The sequence below is a fragment of the Streptomyces sp. NBC_01481 genome (assembly GCF_026339995.1).
Taxonomy (GTDB): Bacteria; Actinomycetota; Actinomycetes; order Streptomycetales; family Streptomycetaceae; genus Streptomyces.
This window is the reverse complement of sequence record NZ_JAPEPT010000001.1, coordinates 422,276-440,486: the sequence shown is the minus strand read 5'-3', so window position 1 is coordinate 440,486 and position 18,211 is coordinate 422,276. Positions and strand designations below refer to the sequence as shown.

Below are 18,211 nucleotides of genomic sequence, written 5' to 3'. Positions count from 1 at the left end.
TGGTCTACACCACTGAGTGGTGTAGACCACGCGGGTCTGACCGCGTTCCCCATGAGACGCCGCCCTCCCCCGTTTTCTGTCCCCGGCGGCGCCTTGCCCACTTGGAGGAAGTTGATGACCACGGCAAGCGCCGCCCCCGAGGCGGACAAGAAGAAGACGGGCGCAGGCGCGATGGCTGTCATGCAGCGCATCGGCCGCAGCCTCATGCTGCCGGTCGCGGTGCTGCCCGCCGCCGCGCTCCTGGTCCGTTTCGGCCAGCCCGACATGCTCGGCAAGGAGTCCTACCCGGGCTTCGTCACCAAGCTCGCCGGCTACATGGCGGCCGGCGGCGACGCGATCCTCGCCAACATGGCGCTGCTGTTCGCCGTCGGTATCGCGATCGGCTTCGCCAAGAAGTCCGACGGCTCGACCGCGCTCGCGGCCGTCGCCGGCTACCTGGTCTTCAAGAACGTGCTGGCCACGTTCACCGACCCGAACCTGGACAAGGTCGCGAAGGTCATCGACGGCAAGATCGTCATGACCGAGGCACCCGTCGACGCCAAGGTCCTCGGCGGCGTCGTGATGGGCATCGTCGTCGCCCTGCTGTACCAGAAGTTCTACCGGACCAAGCTCCCGGACTGGGCGGGCTTCTTCGGCGGCCGCCGTCTCGTCCCGATCCTCTCCGCCTTCGCGGGCCTGGTCATCGGCATCGTCTTCGGCCTGATCTGGCCGGTCCTCGGCACCGGTCTGCACAACTTCGGTGAGTGGCTGGTGGGCTCCGGCGCCGCGGGCGCGGGCATCTTCGGTGTCGCCAACCGTGCGCTGATCCCGATCGGCATGCACCACCTGCTCAACTCGTTCCCGTGGTTCCAGGCCGGTACGTACGAGGGCAAGAGCGGCGACATCGGCCGCTTCCTCGCCGGTGACCCGACCGCCGGACAGTTCATGACCGGCTTCTTCCCGATCATGATGTTCGCCCTCCCGGCGGCCTGTCTCGCGATCGTCCACTGTGCCCGCCCGGAGCGCCGCAAGGTCATCGGCGGCATGATGTTCTCGCTCGCGCTGACGTCCTTCGTCACCGGTGTGACCGAGCCGATCGAGTTCACCTTCATGTTCATCGCTCCGGCGCTGTACGCGATCCACGCGGTGCTCACCGGTGTCTCCATGGCGCTGACCTGGTCGCTCGGAATGAAGGACGGCTTCGGCTTCTCGGCCGGCGCGGTGGACTTCTTCCTGAACCTGGGCATCGCGTCCAACCCGTGGGGGCTCGCGCTGGTCGGCCTCTGTTTCGCGGCCGTCTACTACGTGGTCTTCCGCTTCGCGATCATCAGGTTCAACCTCCCGACGCCGGGCCGCGAGTCCGACGAGGAGCTGGCGGAACTGCAGAAGGCCGAGGCGAAGTAGGCCTCAGGCTTTCCCAGGGCATGCGGACCGCAGCCCCTGCTTCCCGGCGGAAGCAGGGGCTGCGGCTGTGTGGGGATCAGACGTGGTAGACCGCGCCGGGGGCGGCCAGTTCGGTGGGGCCGTCGTAGACCGCGCGGGCGTCGGCAAGGTTCTGCGAGCCGTCCGTCCACGGCGGGACGTGCGTCAGCACGAGCCGCCCGACGTTCGCGCGCCGGGCGTGGGCACCGGCCTCGCGCCCGTTGAGGTGGAGGTCCGGGATGTCCTCCTTGCCGTAGGTGAAGGACGCCTCGCACAGGAACAGATCGGCACCGACGGCGAGTTCGTGCAGGGGCTCGCAGACGCCGGTGTCGCCCGAGTACGTCAGCGTCTTGCCGGCGTGCTCCAGGCGGATGGCGTACGCCTCGACGGGATGGGCCACCCGCTCCGTACGGATGGAGAACGGGCCTATGTCGAAGCTGCCGGACTTGAGGGTGTGGAAGTCGAAGACCTCGCTCATGGAGGTGGGCGACGGGGTGTCCGCGTACGCGGTGGTCAGGCGCTGCTCGGTGCCTTCCGGCCCGTAGACCGGCAAGGGACCGCAGCGGCCCTCCTGGCGGTAGTAGCGGGCGACGAAGTATCCGCACATGTCGATGCAGTGGTCCGCATGGAGATGGCTGAGAAAAACGGCATCGAGGTCGTAGAGACCGATGTGGCGCTGCAGCTCGCCGAGGGCACCGTTGCCCATGTCGAGAAGCAGCCTGAAGCCGTCGGCCTCTACGAGGTAGCTCGAACAGGCCGATTCCGCGGACGGGAACGACCCCGAGCAGCCGACGACGGTGAGCTTCATGGAGCTTGAACCTCCGTTGACTCGTGCGGGGCTCTTGGGCTGAAGGTGGGCCGGGGGCGATGTGGTTGCTGCCGGTGGGTGGAAAACAGTGGCGTCCGGCAACGGCTGGGGAAAGTCGTGCGGTTTGTCGAGCGTAAGGCGCGAAACGGCTGGTCGCTCCTCGGTGGCGGGCCGTTGTGGGGGAACTCACCTGCGCTGTCACCGGTTCGGACGGAGCGCGCGCGTCCGGCTGTGCGCCGGTAGCGTCTGGGGTATGGACACGTCGTGGTGGCTCGCGGTGCTCGCCGTGGTGGTGATCGCGCTGGTCGCCGCGGTGATGGACGGGCGCGGGCGCTCGGACACCCGCCGCCCCGGCGGCCGGGCCCGCCCGCCGGGCCGCCCGGCCGGCCCACGGCGCGCCCCTAAGCGGCGCCCGCAGCCGGGCGAAATCTGGTGGGCGGAGGTCCCCTACGAGGACCGCCCGCGGGCGAAGGACAGGCCGTGCCTGGTGCTTTCGGTACGGGGCGACACGGCGTTGGTCGCGAAGATCACGAGCAAGTACCACGACGAGAGGCCGGGCGTGATCTGCCTGCCACCGGGGACGGTGGGGGACGCGCAGGGGAGGCCGAGCTTTCTGGAGACGGGTGAGCTGAGGGACGTGGGGGTGTGGGGGTTCAGGAGACGGGTGGGGGTGGTGGACCCGACGGTGTGGGACCAGGTCCGCCACTTGGCGGTGTGAGGGGGGTTTTCTCCCCCACCCCGCCCCTTCCCTGAACCGGGGGCAAGCCCCCGGACCCCGGGGGGGGTGGGGTTTCGGTGGGGCTGACGCCCCACACCTTGGGGATGCGCCCGCTTCGCGGCGCAACAGCCGGGGGAACCCGACGCACGACTCGCCGTCGCGTGAACTTTTGTCGCGGCTCCGCTGGAACGCCGGTTCGCGGCGCGAGGGGGCTGCGGCTGCGCGCGGCGGCGGGGTGCTGCGTGTTGGCGACGCATCGCGGCGAAGTGCGGGTTCGCAGGGCACCCGGGGGTGGGTTTCGGTGGGGCTGACGCCCCACACCCTGGGATGCGCCCGCTTCGCGGCGCGACAGCCGGGGCGAGACCCGACGCACGACTCGGGTCGTGAAGGCTTCGCGGACTTGCGGCCCGCGCCGGGGCCCCGGCCCCGCTTCGCGGCGCGAGGGATCCGCGCCCGCATGCACGCGGGCACGCCATGGCGCCCGCGCCAAGACCCGCGCACCGCCTCGCGGCGGCGCGGTGCGGTGGCTCGGACTCGTCACAGCGGGCTGATGTCCCACACCCGGGGGACGCCGACTCGGACTTGCCGCCCGCGCCGAGGCGCGGCCCGGGGGCGCTCGGGACAGCCAGACTGGCTCGCATCACGAGGACTGTGGTGCGGCTCCGCAGGAACGCCGCTTCGCGGCGCGAGGGGGCTGTGGCCCGCGGGCCCGCCGTGCGGTCCGGGGGCGTCGAGAGGCGTCGGCTTCGCGGCACAACGGTCGGGGCTCCCGGCCTCGCGGGCCCGTCATCGGGCCGCGCCGCGGCGGCGCCTCCGCAACGGGCGCTCGGGACGGCCGGCCGCCCGGCTCGCTTCGAGAAGCCTGCGCAGCGGGCCCGGCATGACGCCCGTGCCGAGAGCCCGCGCATCGCCTCGCGGGGCGCGCCCCCGCCGTACCGCGGGAGTCCTGCGGGCGAGGGCACAGGAGCCGCGCGGCGGGAGCCGCTACGCCCAGAGCTGGCCCTGCACCGCCGCGATGGCCTCTTCCGTCGTCCGGGCCGTGTAGACGCCCGTCGACAAGTACTTCCAGCCGCCGTCCGCGACCACGAACACGATGTCCGCCTCTTCGCCCGCCGCCACCGCCTTCTTGCCGACGCCGATCGCCGCGTGCAACGCCGCTCCCGTCGAGACGCCCGCGAAGATGCCCTCCTGCTGGAGGAGTTCACGCGTGCGCGTGACCGCGTCCGCCGAGCCCACCGAGAAGCGGGTCGTGAGGACCGAGGCGTCATACAGCTCGGGGACGAAGCCCTCGTCCAGGTTGCGCAGGCCGTAGACCAGGTCGTCGTACCGCGGCTCCGCGGCGACGATCTTGATGTCGGGCTTGTGCTCGCGCAGGAAGCGGCCGACCCCCATCAGCGTGCCCGTCGTGCCCAGGCCCGCCACGAAGTGGGTGACCGAGGGCAGGTCGGCCAGGATCTCCGGGCCGGTCGTGGCGTAGTGCGCGCCCGCGTTGTGCGGGTTGCCGTACTGGTAGAGCATCACCCAGGCGGGGTTCTGCGCGGCCAGTTCCTTCGCGACGCGGACCGCCGTGTTCGACCCTCCCGCCGCCGGGGACGAGATGATCTCCGCGCCCCACATCGCGAGCAGGTCGCGCCGCTCCTGGGACGTGTTCTCCGGCATCACGCACACCATGCGGTAGCCCTTGAGCTTCGCCGCCATGGCGAGCGAGATACCGGTGTTCCCCGACGTCGGCTCCAGGATCGTGCAGCCCGGCGTCAGGCGGCCGTCCTTCTCCGCCTGCTCGATCATGTGGAGCGCCGGGCGGTCCTTGATCGAGCCGGTCGGGTTGCGGTCCTCGAGCTTGGCCCAGATACGGACCTCCTCCGAGGGGGACAGCCGTGGCAGGCGGACCAGCGGGGTGTTCCCGACCGCTGCCAGCGGGGAGTCGTACCGCATCAGCGCATTCCCACCCGTCGCCCGGCCGCCACCCCAGCCGGACGCGGCTTCGCCGCGGCAGATCCTCCGGCGACCGCAGGAAGGATCGTGACGCTGTCGCCGTGGGCGAGCTTGGTGGAGATGCCGTCCAGGAAACGGACGTCCTCGTCGTTCAGGTACACGTTCACGAAGCGGCGCAGCTTGTCGCCGTCCACGATGCGCTCCTGGATGCCGTTGTGCCGGGTCTCGAGGTCGGCGAAGAGGTCGGCGAGCGTGTCACCGCTGCCCTCGACGGCCTTGGCGCCGTCGGTGTACGTACGGAGGATGGTCGGGATGCGGACCTCGATGGCCATGACATGGGCTCCTGTCGGGAGTGCGGGGTGCGTAAGGGGCGCGCGGCTCTGTCCCCCCGCGCAGGGGGTGGTGCGGTGGATGCGCGCTCAGAGCGCAGCGCGGGCCGTACACATCGCGCTTGCGAGGCGGCACAGGTCGACGTGCAGCCGCGCAACGAGCAGCGGCGTGCCCGGCGTCCTGTCGCTCACGTCATGGGGAACCATGCGGTCATCGTATCGATTCCCGGTCCGGGTTCCGGTATGTGATCTCGCATGCTGGACGATTTTCGCTCAGCATGCGGAAGGGCCCGTGCTCCGCGGGCTCAGTACGCCTCGACGACCTTGATGTCTTCCTCGGTGACCTCGCCGTCCACAATGCGGAAAGAGCGGAACTGGAACGGCCCCGCACCGTCGGTGTCGGCGGTGGAGACCAGGACGTAGTGCGCGCCCGGCTCGTTCGCGTAGCTGATGTCCGTACGTGAGGGATACGCCTCGGTCGCGGTGTGCGAGTGGTAGATGATCACCGGCTCTTCGTCGCGGTCGTCCAGCTCCCGGTAGAGCTTCAGCAGATCCGCCGAGTCGAACTCGTAGAAGGTGGGCGAGCGCGCGGCGTTCAGCATGGGGATGAAGCGCTCGGGGCGGCCGCTGCCCTCGGGGCCCGCGACCACGCCGCAGGCCTCGTCGGGGTGGTCGGCGCGGGCGTGCGCGACGATCTGGTCGTACAGGGCCTCGGTAATGGTCAGCATGAGCGACAGGATAAGCAGAGGGCGGGCTCGTACCGGAGACTGGTACGAGCCCGCCCGAATGCTGGACGCCAGGGACGCCGCGCAGGGGTTTCAGCGCTTGATGAAGGCCGCGCCCTGCGGGTTGCGCCTGCGCAGCACCACGTAGGAGACGCCGAGGATCAGGCCCCACAGCGGTGCGCAGTACAGCGAGATCCGCGCGTCCTTGTCGATGCCCATCATCACGATGACCATGCAGATGAACAGCAGCGCGAACCAGCTGGTGTACGGGGCGCCGGGCGCCCGGAACGTGGACTGCGGCACCTCGCCGCGGTCCGCCTTGGCCCGGTAGCGGATCTGGCAGACCAGGATCATGATCCAGGCCCACATGCCGGAGATGGTCGCGAAGGAGACGACGTAGTTGAACGCGTCGCCCGGCCACTGGTAGTTGATCCAGACGCCGACCAGCATCAGTGCCGCGGAGAAGGTGGTGCCGGCCAGCGGCGTGCCGCTCTTCGTCAGCTTGGTGAAGGCCTTGGGGCCCTGTCCGTTGAGCGCCAGGTCGCGCAGCATGCGGCCGGTGGAGTACATGCCGGAGTTGCAGGACGAGAGCGCCGCGGTGAGGACGACGAAGTTGACGATCGCCGCTCCGACGCCGAGGCCCATCTGCTCGAAGGCGGCGACGAAGGGCGAGATGCCCGGCTGGAAGTGGGTCCACGGGACCACCGACAGGATCATGATCAGCGCGCCGACGTAGAAGACGGCGATACGCCACGGCACGGTGTTGATGGCCTTGGGGAGGGTCTTCTCGGGGTCCTTGGACTCACCGGCGGTGACACCGACCAACTCGACCGCGAGGAAGGCGAACATCACGATCTGCAGAGTCATCAGCGTGCCGCCGATGCCCTTGGGGAAGAAGCCGCCGTCGGACCACAGGTGGGTCACGGACGCGGTGTCGCCGGCGTCGGAGAAGCCGAGCGTGAGCACACCGGCGCAGATCAGGATCATGCCGATGATGGCGGTCACCTTGACCATCGAGAACCAGAACTCCAGCTCACCGAAGAGCTTCACGGAGATGAGGTTCGCGCCGTACAGGATGATCGTGAAGACGAGTGCGGACAGCCACTGGGGGATGTTCCACCAGTACGTCATATAGGTGGCGGCCGCGGTGACTTCGGTGATGCCGGTGACGACCCAGAAGAGCCAGTACGTCCATCCGGTCACGAAGCCCGCGAAGGGGCCCACGAATTCGCGCGCGTACTCGGAGAAGGACCCCGAGACCGGGCGGTACATGAGCAGTTCGCCCAGCGCCCGCATGATGAAGAAGATGACCAGGCCCGCGATGGCGTAGGCCAGGATGAGGCTGGGTCCGGCCTTGGAAATGGCTTTGCCCGCGCCGAGGAAGAGACCGGTGCCGATGGCCCCACCGATCGCGATCATCTGGATCTGACGAGCACCCAGTCCGCGCTGATAGCCCTCGTCCGTGCTCGCCGCGGACCCCGCGGCCTCATTGCGATCGTGCTTGTCGACCTGCAGTGAGGTCATGGTGATGCGCCCTTTCTCCATGCTGATCCGCCCGCCGCGACTGCCGCGCGACTGCGGACCAGGTCGTGATCCCCCCGGATGTGGATGGAGTGCTACCGGCGGTCTGCCGGCCCAAGCGCCCCCGGGGACATGGGTGGCGTCCCTCGGGCGGTCGTGAAGATTTATCACGGCTGTAACAGCGGTCAGCCCCGGGCGTTGTGGCGCACACCACAGAAAGAAGCGGACATAATTCCCTCGCCGCGGCAAAGTATGCCGATGCGGTGACGTGATCGTTATCCGGATTTGAGTGTCCGTTGAGCGAACGGTGCGGGACCTCGGAGCGTCAGGGCAGCAACGTCTCGACGAGCGTCTCCTGGAGCGCGCCGAGCCAGAGATACGCCATCACCATCGGCTTGCGCGGGTCGGTGTCGGGCAGCCGGTACAGCTCGCCGTTCTCGTCCTCGTCGCTCACGTCGAGCCGGGTGCCGATGGTCAGGCGCAGGTCGTTGAGGGCGCCGAGCCAGTGCTGACAGTCGTCTGCCGTCAGTTTCAGTACGGCGCCGCCGTCGCCGGCGGCGGTCAGCGAGTCGAGGGTGCGCACGACCGTGAGGGCGTCGTCGCGCTTGCGGGACCGCAGATCGTTCTCGGTGAAACGCCTGAACTCCGCGGAGAGCGAGCGCAGTTCCTCGTCCTGCTCGTCGGCGTCGGGTCCGGCGTACGCCTCCGGGAAGAGGCGGGCGAGCGCCGGGTCCGTGGGCGGCTCGCTCGGTCCCTCGGCGAAGAGGGCGGCCAGCGGGTCCTCGCCCTCGACCGGCTCGTCACCGGGCCCGATCAGCTCGAGGAGCTGTACGGCCAGCGAGCGCAGGATGGAGATCTCGACCTCGTCGAGCGCGACGGCGGCGCCACCGCCGGGGATGGGCTCGAAGTGTGATGCCATCAGCCGCGGTCCTGGGAGAGGGTCGCCCACAGGCCGTAACCGTGCATGGCCTGCACGTCGCGCTCCATTTCCTCGCGGCTGCCGCTGGAGACGACGGCGCGTCCCTTGTGATGGACGTCGAGCATCAGCTTGTGCGCCTTGTCCTTGGAGTAGCCGAAGTAGGCCTGGAAGACGTAGGTGACGTAGCTCATCAGGTTCACCGGGTCGTTGTGCACGAGCGTCACCCACGGCACGTCGGGCTCGGGTACGACGAAGGACTCTTCCGCCGACTCAGGGCGTTCGATCTCTGTGGGAGCAACACTCACCTGGTCCATGCTGCCACCCGGGAGGGCTCATCGCACAAACGACTCCCACATCTCGTCACTCTGACGAGATGTGCGGTAGCATCCGCCGTATGAACCCTGCGGACCTTGGGCTGCCGGTGGACGTGCCGTCGACAGCGCTCTTCACCGACCAGTACGAGCTCACGATGCTTCAGGCGGCCCTCAAGGCGGGCACGGCCGACCGCCGCTCCGTCTTCGAAGTGTTCACCCGCCGACTGCCCGAAGGCCGCCGCTACGGCGTCGTCGCGGGCACCGGACGGGTCCTCGACGCCGTCGAGAACTTCCGCTTCGACGCGGGCGTGCTGCGCTTTCTGCGCGAACAGCAGATCGTCGACGAGCCGACGCTGCAGTGGCTCGCCTCGTACCGCTTCGGCGGCGACATCTGGGGCTACCCGGAGGGCGAGGTCTACTTCCCGGGCTCGCCGATCCTGCGGGTCGAGGGCTCCTTCGCCGAGTGCGTCCTGCTGGAGACCGTGATCCTCTCGATCCTCAACCACGACTCGGCCATCGCGGCCGCGGCGTCGAGGATGTCGGTGGCCGCGGGCGGGCGCAGGCTGATCGAGATGGGCGCACGGCGTACGCACGAGCTCGCCGCGGTCGCATCGTCCCGGGCCGCCTACGTCGGCGGCTTCAACTCCACCTCCGACCTGGCGGCGGGCTTCCGCTACGCCATTCCGACGGTCGGCACCAGCGCGCACGCCTTCACGCTGCTGCACGACAGTGAGCGCGACGCCTTCCGGGCGCAGGTCGCCTCACTCGGCCGGGGCACCACGCTGCTGGTCGACACCTACGACGTGGCCGAGGCCGTACGCACCGCCGTGGACATCGCGGGACCCGAGCTCGGGGCCGTACGCATCGACTCCGGGGACCTGCTGCTGGTCGCGCACCGGGTGCGGGCGCAGCTGGACGAGCTCGGCGCCGTCAACACCAAGATCGTGGTCACCTCCGACCTGGACGAGTACGCCATCGCCTCACTGGCCGCCGCGCCCGTGGACGCGTACGGCGTGGGAACACAGCTGGTCACCGGCAGCGGGCACCCCACCTGCTCGATGGTCTACAAGCTCGTCGCCCGTGCCCATTCGGCCGATGCGAAGGCGCCGCTGGAGCCGGTGGCGAAGAAGTCGCTCGGCGGCAAGCTGTCCATCGGCGGCCGCAAATGGGCGGCGCGGCGCCTCGACACGGAAGGGGTCGCCGAGGCCGAGGTGATCGGCACCGGCGAGGTGCCGTCCGAGCTCATGGACCAGCAGCTGCTGGTCGAGCTGGTCAAGGGGGGCGCCATCGTGGCCCGCGAGCCGCTGGACGCGGCACGTGAGCGGCACATCGCGGTACGGGCGGGGCTGCCGTTGTCCGCGATGCAGCTGTCCAGGGGGGAACCGGTCCTTCCCACGGAGTACGTCTGAACACCGTGTGAGCCCCCTCCCGCCGGGCCGACCGAGTCTCTAGGCTCAGTAACTTCCCGTACCTTCCCCGCCCCACCCCATCGAAGGACACCCGTCATGCACCGCGCCTTGATCGTCGTGGACGTTCAGAACGACTTCTGCGAGGGCGGCAGCCTCGCGGTGGCAGGGGGTGCCGATGTCGCTGCCGCGATCACTGATCTGGTCGGTCAGGCCCAGCCGGGCTACCGCCATGTCGTGGCCACCCGCGACCACCACATCGAGCCGGGCGACCACTTCTCCGACCACCCGGACTACGTGCGCACCTGGCCGCCCCACTGCGTCGCCGGCACGGAAGGGGTCGGCTTCCACCCGAACTTCGCTCCGGCGGTCGCCTCCGGCGCGATCGACACGGTCTTCGACAAGGGGGCGTACGCGGCGGCGTACAGCGGCTTCGAGGGCACGGACGAGAACGGCACGACGCTGGCGCAGTGGCTGCGGGCGCGGGAGGTCAGCGAGGTCGACGTGGTCGGCATCGCGACGGACCACTGCGTACGGGCGACGGCGCTGGACGCGGTCCGGGAGGGCTTCACGACGCATGTGCTGCTGGACCTGACGGCGGGGGTCGCGGAGGCGACGACGGAGACGGCGCTGGAGGAGTTGCGGGCGGCGGGGGTGGAGCTGTCCGGCAAGCCGGTGGTGTGACCGGGGGGTTGTTCCCCACCCCGCCCCTTCCCGTAACTGGGGCTCCGCCCCAGACCCCGTGCGGGGGCTCCGCCCCCGAACCCCCGCGCCTCAATCGCCGGCGGGGCTGGATGTACGGCCGAGCCGCACATCCAGCCCGTCCGGCGTATGGGGGCTTGGGGGCGGAGCCCCCGTTCGCGCCGCGAAGCGGGCGCAGGGGTCTGGGGCTTGCCCCAGTTACGGGAAGGGGCGGGTAGGGGAACAGCCCCGCCGCAGGCGCACCCCGCCCCCTCAGCCGCGCCGGAAGGGCCTCACGCGCTGCCCGCGATGGGCGCGCGGGGTTCGGGGCGGCGCACCGGGTCGGGCTGGGGCAGCGTCAGCCTCGGTGGCGCCTGGGGCGCAAGATCAGGGGCTTTCGGGGCCTCCGGAGCAGCACCCCAGCTCCTCGGCCTCAGCAGCGCCCGTATCGGGTGCCACAGCTCCTTGTGGTCGGCCGGCGTCGTCCGCCACAGCAGGCCCTCCGGGTGGTGCAGCACCGCCGTGATCTCGTCCGGCGTCGGCGGTTCCGCGTTGCCCCGCAGGTACACCGCCCGCAGGCCCAGATTCCGCAGCCGTGTCAGCGCCCTGGCGCGGTTCACCGCGTGGACGAGAAAGCGGACCGTGCTGCCGTCGCCCGCCGGACTGGGCAGGCTGAGCGCGACCACCACACTGCCGTTCGGCAGCTTGCTGAAACCTCCGCCGGGCACGCTGGACCACTCCCCCGTTAGATGCCGTGTCAATAGGAACCTCGTAGGACGCACCTAAACACGATCGGCCGTCGCCCGCTAGAGGGCGACGGCCGATCATGCTCTGACCTGTGGCTACACGAAATTACCGGGTCGAAGGACCAACCCTGACCGTGATCGTCTGGCCGTTCAGCGGCTCGCGCAGGACGGAGATCTTGGTGTTCGTGTCAGTGACCTTGACACCCGCCGTCGGGTTCTCGGCGAACCAGTAGACACCCTTGCGGTCGTCGAAGACCGGGTTGCCGGCCTGCGGCTTGACCCTCAGCGCGACGTCCGCCTTGTGCAGCGTGAAGCCGTCGGTCGGCCACAGGCTGAAGGGCGAGTCGAACGACTGGATCTTGTTCCGCATCAGCGTGCCGTCCGCCCACTTCATGGCCTTCGGGTGCGCGTCCACCGGGAGGACCAGACCCTGGCCCGGGTGCTGGCTGGTGTTGTTGTCCTTCTGGGAGGTGTCCCAGTACCAGATCATCAGGCCGTTCTGGTACGGGTAGTGCTCGACCCAGGCATCCTTCGGCGCCTTGAAACCGAAGTTGTACGGACCGACCTTGAGGGTCTTGTCGTACGACACGTACTGACGGTTCTCGGCCAGGTAGTACTGCTCGTACTCCTTGGTGAAGGACTCACCGATGCGCGAGAAGCCCTTCGCGGTCCAGCCCGCGTCGTCACCCTCGGCGTTGTCGGTGAACAGCGGCGTGCCGTCCGCCACCACGCTCAGCGCGTCGGCCGCGAAGCCCTTGCCGCCCGCGCCGCCGTCGGTCTGGTAGCGGAAGCGGACGTCGAACTTCTTGCCCGCGTAGGCGTCCAGCGAGTACGCCAGCTTCTTGTACGCGCCCGAAGCACCGGTCAGCGCCGGCTTGTCGGACGAGTCGCGGGTGATCGGCTTGCCGTCGGCCGTGCCGTCCACCGGCGTCCAGTTGGCGCCGCCGTCCGTCGACACCTCGGCGTAGAGGTAGTCGTAGTCGGCCTCGATGTCCCACCAGCCCGAGAGCTCCAGGGACGCCTTGGACTTGCCGGTGAGGTCGACCGAGCGGGTGAGGGTGTTCTTGAGGTTGTCACCCATGTCGCTCCACCACTGCTTGGAGCCCTCGGCGGGCTTCACGACAGTCGTGGTGACGGCCTTCTTCGGAAGCTCGACGACAAGCGCCTGCGGCTTCTTGGTGTTGTACTCCGCCACACCCAGCGTGTGGGTGGACTTCGTCGCCGCCTTGGCCTTGGCGTAGTTGAGCCAGCCCAGCTGCAGCTTGTCCCAGGCGTTCATGTCGCCCGGCAGGTCGCCGATGGAGTCCTTGCCGGTACCGAGCCAGGAACCACCGGACATCAGCGTCCAGAAGCCGGTGGAGTTCTCGCCGCCGCCCGAGGTGTCGTAGTGGTCGGGCAGACCGAGGTCGTGACCGTACTCGTGGGCGAAGACACCGAGGCCGCCGTTCTCGGGCTGCATGGTGTAGTCGCCGACCCAGATGCCGGACGTGCCGATCTGGGTGCCGCCGGCCTTGTTGTCCGCCGGGCCGGTCTTGCCGGCGTCGGTGCCGTACGCGTACCAGCGGTGCGCCCACAGGGCGTTGGTGCCCTCGGCGCCGCCGCCCGCCGACTCGTCCTCGCCCGCGTGGACGATCTGGAAGTGGTCGATGTAGCCGTCGGGCTCGTTGAAGTTGCCGTCGCCGTCGAAGTCGTAGCGGTCCCAGAGGTCGTACTTGGACAGGTCCGCCTTGATCTGCTCGTCCGTACGGCCCTTGGCCTTCTGGTCCGCGGCCCAGGCGGTGACGCCGTCCTTGACCGTGTCCCAGACGTTGGAGCAGTTGGTCTGGCCGCAGTAGTTGGAGCCGTAACGACCCTCGTTGTAGTCGACCTTGACCCAGTCGGCGACCTCGCCGTCGACCGAGTAACGGCCCGAAGAGGTCTTCTCGTAGTAGGTCTTCAGGGAGTGCTTCGGCTGCCCGTTCTTGTCCTTGCCGGTGCCGAAGTACAGGTCCTGGAAGTGCTGCTGGTTGTAGTCCGCCTGCCAGGCCGTGGAGTTGTCGACCTTGCGGTCCGGCTTGGCGATCTTGTTGTGCAGCGGGCCCGGAGTGCCGCCGTACTTCTTGACGGGGGGCTTGGGCCCGTCCGGGCCGTCCGGGTCGAACATCGTGGTGTCGTCGACCTTGTCGCCGAACTCCACCAGGATCGTGAAGATCTTGTCCGTCCGCTCCCGGCCGAGCTCGACGTACTTCTTGTCGCCGAGCTTCACGACCTTGGACCCGCCGCGCTGCTGCACGGTCGCGTCGCCGGATATGACCTGCTCCAGAGCGGCTTCGCGCTGCTGGTCCTGCTGCTTGCTGAACGGACCCTCGAGGTCGTGCTCGATCTGGCCCTGGCGCGGCGCCGGGTCATGGCGCTCGATCCCCGCAGGACCCGACGGCCGCTTGTCGTCGGCCTGGGCGCTACTGAACGCCGAGGCCGACGCGGCAGTCGCGGCCAGAGCCACGAGCACCGCGGACGCTCTGATCGTCCGTCGCTTGATGGTCACTTGATGTTGTCCTCCCCCGCGCCCCGTCGCAGCGGACCGGATGTGGGGTCGTCCGCGCGCGGTGTCGCGTCACAAGTGACGACATTCGACCGGAGTTGCGGGAGAAAAGACAGACCTTGACTTGCACAGGCCAACTGCACTATGCAGGAGCGCAGTTCCGGTATCCGGACGTCCGGCATATGGGACAACAGGCGCATAGGATTGAACACTTGGCCGGTCGATGACTCCGTGCGCCCCCGATGCACCGGCACCGTGGGTTAGGTCACGCTTACCGCTGGTTCCTCCCGGGCATCCACCGTCGTAGAGTCACTTGACAGTGCGACCGCGTTGAGAGACACCCCCTGACCATGTCCCGAGGACGGATACTGTCATGCCGCGTCCGACTGCCGCACAGCTTGCCTACGGTTCGGCCACCGTCGTCTTCTCGACCCTCGCCTTGCTGCTGCTCACCCGACCCAGCGCGGTCATGGGCGTCGCCGCCATAGGCGTCGGCTCGATGGCGCTCGGCCTTCTGGTCGCCTGCGCCCTGCCGATGGGCAGGGCAGGAGCGAGGAGGGTGAAGGCGGTCCACACGGTCCGTACGAACCGTGCCGCCGCCTCCGGCACCACCGCGTCGGCCGCCTCCGCCGACGGTCTCACCACCCGGGTGCCCGTGCCCCGCGCGCGCGTGGGGGCCGAGGCAAGGGTCGGCGAGCACTCACTGCGCCGCTGACACGACCACTGTCTTTCCCGCCTTGTCGTGCAGACCCTGTTTGTACGGCTTGTCGGTCAGGATCGTCAGGATGATGACGATCCACCAGAGACAGAAGCAGCAGACCAGCGCCGGCACCCAGAGCACGACGGCGCGCATCAGCGAAGAGGCCGCGTCGGGCACGCTTCCGTCGTTGAGCATCGCCACACGGATGTTCATCACGGACTTGCCGATGGTCTGCCCGTTCCTCCTGCTGGTCATCACCGTGTCGTAACCGACGTACGCCACCAGGGAGATCAACGACCAGAGCCACTGTCTGCCGGAATTCATCTCGTCGGTGAACTCGTCCCAGCCGTTGCTGTTGTCGGTCGAGAAGTCCCAGCCGCCGAAGACCAGCGAGAGCACCAGCAGCGGTACGAAGATGATCAGCGTGTCGATGACCCGGGCGACGAACCGCTTGCCGAAGTCCGCGAGCGGCGGCATCCCGGCGAGCGGGTCCGCTCCGCCGTACGCCCCGCCGTAGGCGCCCGGATCGTAGGGAGGGGGCTGGCCGCGGCCTCCGTCGTACGGAGAGCCCGGCGGCGGTCCCTGCGGAGGCGGGGGCTCCTGAGGACCACCCGCCGAGGGCGGCGGTGTCTCCGGCGGCTTTTTGCGGAACGGGTCGTCCTCGGGCGGCTGATCGGGCGGCGGCTGGTCGTTGCTCATGGGGGCAGTGCACCGCGCCGCGAGTGCCCCCGCAACGGCTCGCGCGCCGTTCGGGGGAACCTCGTCGGAAAGCTGTCAGCCAGTCACAAAGGTGTGGGCCGCCTTGTCGTGCCAGCACTGCCGCCACGGACGGTCGAACAGACACCACAGCACATTGAGCACTCCGACGGCGATCACCCCGAGTACGCCGTAGACCAGCCAGCGGCGCAGCGCGGCCCCGAAGGACGGCGGCTCGTGGGACTCGATGTCCCAGACCCTGATGCCGCACAGCTTCTTGCCGAGGGTGCGGCCCCACCTGGCCGTCGGCAGCGCCTCGTACAGCACACCGAGAACCAGCAGCGCGCCGAGGACGATGCCGAGCCGCCCCGCGACGGTGCCGTCGACGAGCCAGACGGTGACCGTCTCGCCCGACTGCTTGGCCGCCTCGATCTTCTCGTCGATATGAGTGCGCGCCTGGGACACGAAGGGTGCGGAGACCGCACCCACCAGCGCGAGGAGCAGCAGGGTGTCGATCAGCCGGGCGGCAAATCGCCTGCCGAGCCCCGCGGGACGGGCCGCGGCCTGAGCCTGGGCCGCCTGCAGGAAGGGGTCGTTGACCGGCGGCTTCCACGGCACGACCGGCTGCTCGGCCTCCCCGGCGCCGTCGCCCGCCCTGGCGAGCTGATGGACCTGCTGCGCCCAGGAGGCCGAGCCGCCGCCGGGTCCGTTGGTCACGGGCGGCTGACTCTGCGCGGGCACCTGCGGCTGGGCGGTCTGAGGCTGTTGCGGCTGGGCCGGCGCCTGAGGCTGCGGCATGCGCTGGGCCGGAGTCTGCGGCTGGGGCTGGGCGGGCGCGGTCGGGGCCGATGCCGCGCCCGGGGTCATGGACCGCACGGACAGCCCTTCGGCCTCTGAGGCGGCCTGGTTGCCGCCTGCTCGCAGGGCGCGGATGGTGACCGTGCCGTCGGCCTGCGGCTGCGGCCCCTGCTGGCGGCGGGCGGAATCACCCGGGTCCGCAGCGGCCGGATTCGCACCGGCGGGGGAACCCTGACCGGCCCGCAGCGCACGCATCGCGACGGTGCCGTCGCTGGGAGGTTCACCGCCGGATGCCGGGCCGAGGGAGCGTACGCCGGGCAGAGCGCCGCCCGACGGATCGGCCGAAGCCCCCGAGGCGGCGGGACGTCGCGGGTCGGCGGACGCACCGGTGGCGCCGGACGTGCCCGGGTCGGCCGCAGTGCGCGGGTCCTGGGTGCCGGGGGCGCCGGGGCTGCCGGGGGCGCCGCCCCAGGAGACCCGGTTGTCGCGGTCGCCGCCGAAGCCGGTCTGGCGTGCCGTGTCGGCCTGCCACGCGGTGGCCGGCTCCGGTCGCGAGGGTTCGTCGTTCGGCTCCTCGTCGAAGAAGACCGGACCGGTCTCCTCCAGCCGGGCCGGTGCGGGGGCGTGTGCCTGGGGCGCCGGGGGTTCGCCGGACGAAGCCGGGCCGGGGGCCGTGGGCATCGCCTCGCCCGTTTTCGGCGCGGGCCGGCTCGTACCGGGCACCCACGCCGCTCCGTTCCAGTACCGGACATATCCGGGGATGGACGGATCGGGGTAGTAGCCGGGCGTGGGGCTGCCGTCGCCGGTGGCCGGGGTTGGGGCGCTCATCACCGTGGTCCCGTATCTCCTCGAGAGCCTCAATTCAAGGGTCCACATCTATCAGACCCTCGCCCGCGCCCGGGCCGGTCCTGCCGTATGGACCACTTTCCGGTCACTTTGCGGTCAGAGAAAGTTGTTCCCGAAAGTCGCGTCATAGCAGCCCGGGTACGTGCTCTCTCCTTGCGAGGCCCGCCAACAAGGCCTCGTACAGGAAGGGAAGAGCACTGCTATGCACACCGTGGTGGAACGCGATCTGGAGCTCAACCTCGTGCTGTCGCCGGAACTCAGCGTCCCCGTCCCGGCCCGCCTGACCTACCGCACGGACGATCCGTACGCCGTGCACATCACCTTTCACGTCGGCTCCGACAACCCCGTCAACTGGACCTTCGCCCGTGAACTGCTGGTCGAGGGGGTGTTCAGGCCCAGCGGCGAGGGCGACGTCCGGATCTGGCCGACCAAGGTCGACGGCCGCGGCGTGGTGCTGATGGCCCTCAGCTCCCCCGACGGCGACGCGCTCCTGGAGGCCTCCGCCGCCGTGGTCTCCGCCTGGCTGGAGCGGACCCTGCGGGTGGTCCCTCCCGGCTCTGAGTCCGAGCAGCTCGGAATAGACGGCGGCCTCGCCGAGCTGCTCGCGCCCACCCCGGCCGACGATCTGTGGCTGCACGGCCGGCGGCGGTCGGAGGAGTCCCAGGACGGCGAGGCCTAGTCGATGACGTAGGTGTGGGTGATGAACTCGAGCGAGTGACCGTCGGGGTCGTCGATGTAGACCCCACGGCCTCCGAAGTTGTGGTTGATCCGCTGGGGCCTGTCGTGCATCGGGTCGGCCCAGTAAGGGAGTTCGCGCTCGGTTATCCGGGCGAAGATCTCGTCGAACTCCTCCTCCGAGACCAGGAAGGCGAGGTGCTGGGGGACGATCGTGTCCCGTTCGTCGAGATAGTCGAGAGTGACGCCGCCCGCCAGCGGCAGGCTCGCGAAGGGGCCGAAGGGCTTGGGTTCGGGCTCTCCGATGAGCTCGGCGAGAAAGCGGGCCCCTGCGAAGCGGTCGCGGCTGTGGACGATGGTGTGGTCGAGGCGTGCCGGCACGGCTCCTCCTTCGTCGGACTCTTCTTCGTCGCTCTCCTCAACGCTATGCGGACAGCCGTGTCCGTTCCATCGGGCATTGGTCCTGCGTCCG

The 18,211-nt window shown here is 69.6% G+C and carries 18 protein-coding genes and 1 pseudogene; 6 read left to right on the top strand and 13 right to left on the bottom strand.

The window, feature by feature from the left end:
* Positions 1-114 precede the first annotated feature (114 nt).
* Complete coding sequence (locus tag OOK40_RS02040; RefSeq protein ID WP_266476026.1) at positions 115-1,383, top strand: PTS transporter subunit EIIC; 1,269 nt, start codon at positions 115-117, stop codon at positions 1,381-1,383.
* A gap of 76 nt (positions 1,384-1,459) precedes the next feature.
* Here the strand turns inward: OOK40_RS02040 and OOK40_RS02035 are convergent, their stop codons facing one another.
* Positions 1,460-2,209, bottom strand: a complete 750-nt coding sequence (locus OOK40_RS02035) for an MBL fold metallo-hydrolase (protein WP_266476025.1) — start codon at positions 2,207-2,209, stop codon at positions 1,460-1,462.
* Positions 2,210-2,462: 253 nt separating this feature from the next.
* Between OOK40_RS02035 and OOK40_RS02030 the strand changes: the two genes are divergently transcribed.
* On the top strand, positions 2,463-2,927 hold the full coding sequence (locus OOK40_RS02030) for a type II toxin-antitoxin system PemK/MazF family toxin (RefSeq protein WP_266476024.1): 465 nt from the start codon (positions 2,463-2,465) through the stop codon (positions 2,925-2,927).
* A 984-nt stretch (positions 2,928-3,911) separates the two neighbouring features.
* Here OOK40_RS02030 and OOK40_RS02025 read toward each other — a convergent pair.
* The 7 genes from OOK40_RS02025 to clpS all read right to left on the bottom strand — a co-directional run bounded on the left by OOK40_RS02025 (position 3,912) and on the right by clpS (position 8,670).
* Complete coding sequence (locus tag OOK40_RS02025) at positions 3,912-4,862, bottom strand: PLP-dependent cysteine synthase family protein (RefSeq protein ID WP_266476022.1); 951 nt, start codon at positions 4,860-4,862, stop codon at positions 3,912-3,914.
* Positions 4,862-5,194: a MoaD/ThiS family protein gene (locus OOK40_RS02020; protein WP_266476020.1), complete on the bottom strand. Its 333-nt coding sequence runs from the start codon at positions 5,192-5,194 to the stop codon at positions 4,862-4,864. Before OOK40_RS02020 ends, OOK40_RS02025 begins: the two co-directional genes overlap by 1 nt.
* Positions 5,195-5,281: 87 nt before the next feature.
* Positions 5,282-5,398: a putative leader peptide gene (locus tag OOK40_RS35200; protein ID WP_323136021.1), complete on the bottom strand. Its 117-nt coding sequence runs from the start codon at positions 5,396-5,398 to the stop codon at positions 5,282-5,284.
* A 98-nt stretch (positions 5,399-5,496) separates the two neighbouring features.
* Positions 5,497-5,919 (bottom strand): M67 family metallopeptidase, encoded by a 423-nt coding sequence (locus OOK40_RS02015; protein WP_266476018.1) that lies wholly within the window; start codon positions 5,917-5,919, stop codon positions 5,497-5,499.
* Positions 5,920-6,009: 90 nt separating this feature from the next.
* Positions 6,010-7,440 carry an amino acid permease gene (locus OOK40_RS02010; protein ID WP_266476016.1) on the bottom strand — a complete coding sequence of 477 codons (1,431 nt, stop codon included), beginning with the start codon at positions 7,438-7,440 and terminating at the stop codon, positions 6,010-6,012.
* 322 nt (positions 7,441-7,762) lie between these two features.
* Entirely contained in the window at positions 7,763-8,356 is a 594-nt protein-coding gene (locus tag OOK40_RS02005; RefSeq protein WP_266476015.1) for a DUF2017 domain-containing protein, read from the bottom strand.
* A complete protein-coding gene (clpS, locus tag OOK40_RS02000; protein ID WP_266476014.1) occupies positions 8,356-8,670 on the bottom strand; it encodes an ATP-dependent Clp protease adapter ClpS in 315 nt (104 codons plus the stop codon). Before clpS ends, OOK40_RS02005 begins: the two co-directional genes overlap by 1 nt.
* An 80-nt stretch (positions 8,671-8,750) precedes the next feature.
* On the opposite strand from clpS, the gene OOK40_RS01995 reads away from it, so the two are divergent.
* Entirely contained in the window at positions 8,751-10,079 is a 1,329-nt protein-coding gene (locus OOK40_RS01995) for a nicotinate phosphoribosyltransferase (protein ID WP_266476013.1), read from the top strand.
* A gap of 96 nt (positions 10,080-10,175) precedes the next feature.
* Positions 10,176-10,760, top strand: a complete 585-nt coding sequence (locus OOK40_RS01990) for an isochorismatase family protein (protein WP_266476012.1) — start codon at positions 10,176-10,178, stop codon at positions 10,758-10,760.
* Positions 10,761-11,185: 425 nt separating this feature from the next.
* Here OOK40_RS01990 and OOK40_RS01985 read toward each other — a convergent pair.
* Together OOK40_RS01985 and OOK40_RS01980 are read right to left on the bottom strand one after the other, a co-directional pair.
* A pseudogene (locus OOK40_RS01985) lies at positions 11,186-11,485 on the bottom strand (hypothetical protein); the annotation flags it as partial.
* A gap of 124 nt (positions 11,486-11,609) precedes the next feature.
* Positions 11,610-14,027, bottom strand: a complete 2,418-nt coding sequence (locus OOK40_RS01980; RefSeq protein WP_266476011.1) for an immune inhibitor A domain-containing protein — start codon at positions 14,025-14,027, stop codon at positions 11,610-11,612.
* A 370-nt stretch (positions 14,028-14,397) separates the two neighbouring features.
* Between OOK40_RS01980 and OOK40_RS01975 the strand changes: the two genes are divergently transcribed.
* Positions 14,398-14,739 (top strand): hypothetical protein, encoded by a 342-nt coding sequence (locus tag OOK40_RS01975; RefSeq protein ID WP_266476010.1) that lies wholly within the window; start codon positions 14,398-14,400, stop codon positions 14,737-14,739.
* On the opposite strand, the gene OOK40_RS01970 is transcribed toward OOK40_RS01975, so the two are convergent.
* Positions 14,725-15,423 carry an RDD family protein gene (locus OOK40_RS01970; protein WP_266476009.1) on the bottom strand — a complete coding sequence of 233 codons (699 nt, stop codon included), beginning with the start codon at positions 15,421-15,423 and terminating at the stop codon, positions 14,725-14,727. The two genes, OOK40_RS01975 and OOK40_RS01970, sit on opposite strands and share 15 nt — an antisense overlap.
* A 75-nt stretch (positions 15,424-15,498) precedes the next feature.
* The gene (locus tag OOK40_RS01965) at positions 15,499-17,046 is read right to left on the bottom strand and encodes an RDD family protein (protein WP_266476008.1); all 1,548 of its coding nucleotides are present in this window, start codon (positions 17,044-17,046) and stop codon (positions 15,499-15,501) included.
* 220 nt (positions 17,047-17,266) lie between these two features.
* Between OOK40_RS01965 and OOK40_RS01960 the strand changes: the two genes are divergently transcribed.
* Positions 17,267-17,743 (top strand): SsgA family sporulation/cell division regulator, encoded by a 477-nt coding sequence (locus tag OOK40_RS01960; protein ID WP_266476007.1) that lies wholly within the window; start codon positions 17,267-17,269, stop codon positions 17,741-17,743.
* Here OOK40_RS01960 and OOK40_RS01955 read toward each other — a convergent pair.
* Entirely contained in the window at positions 17,740-18,120 is a 381-nt protein-coding gene (locus tag OOK40_RS01955; RefSeq protein WP_266476006.1) for a VOC family protein, read from the bottom strand. The genes OOK40_RS01960 and OOK40_RS01955 overlap by 4 nt on opposite strands.
* Positions 18,121-18,211: the final 91 nt, after the last annotated feature.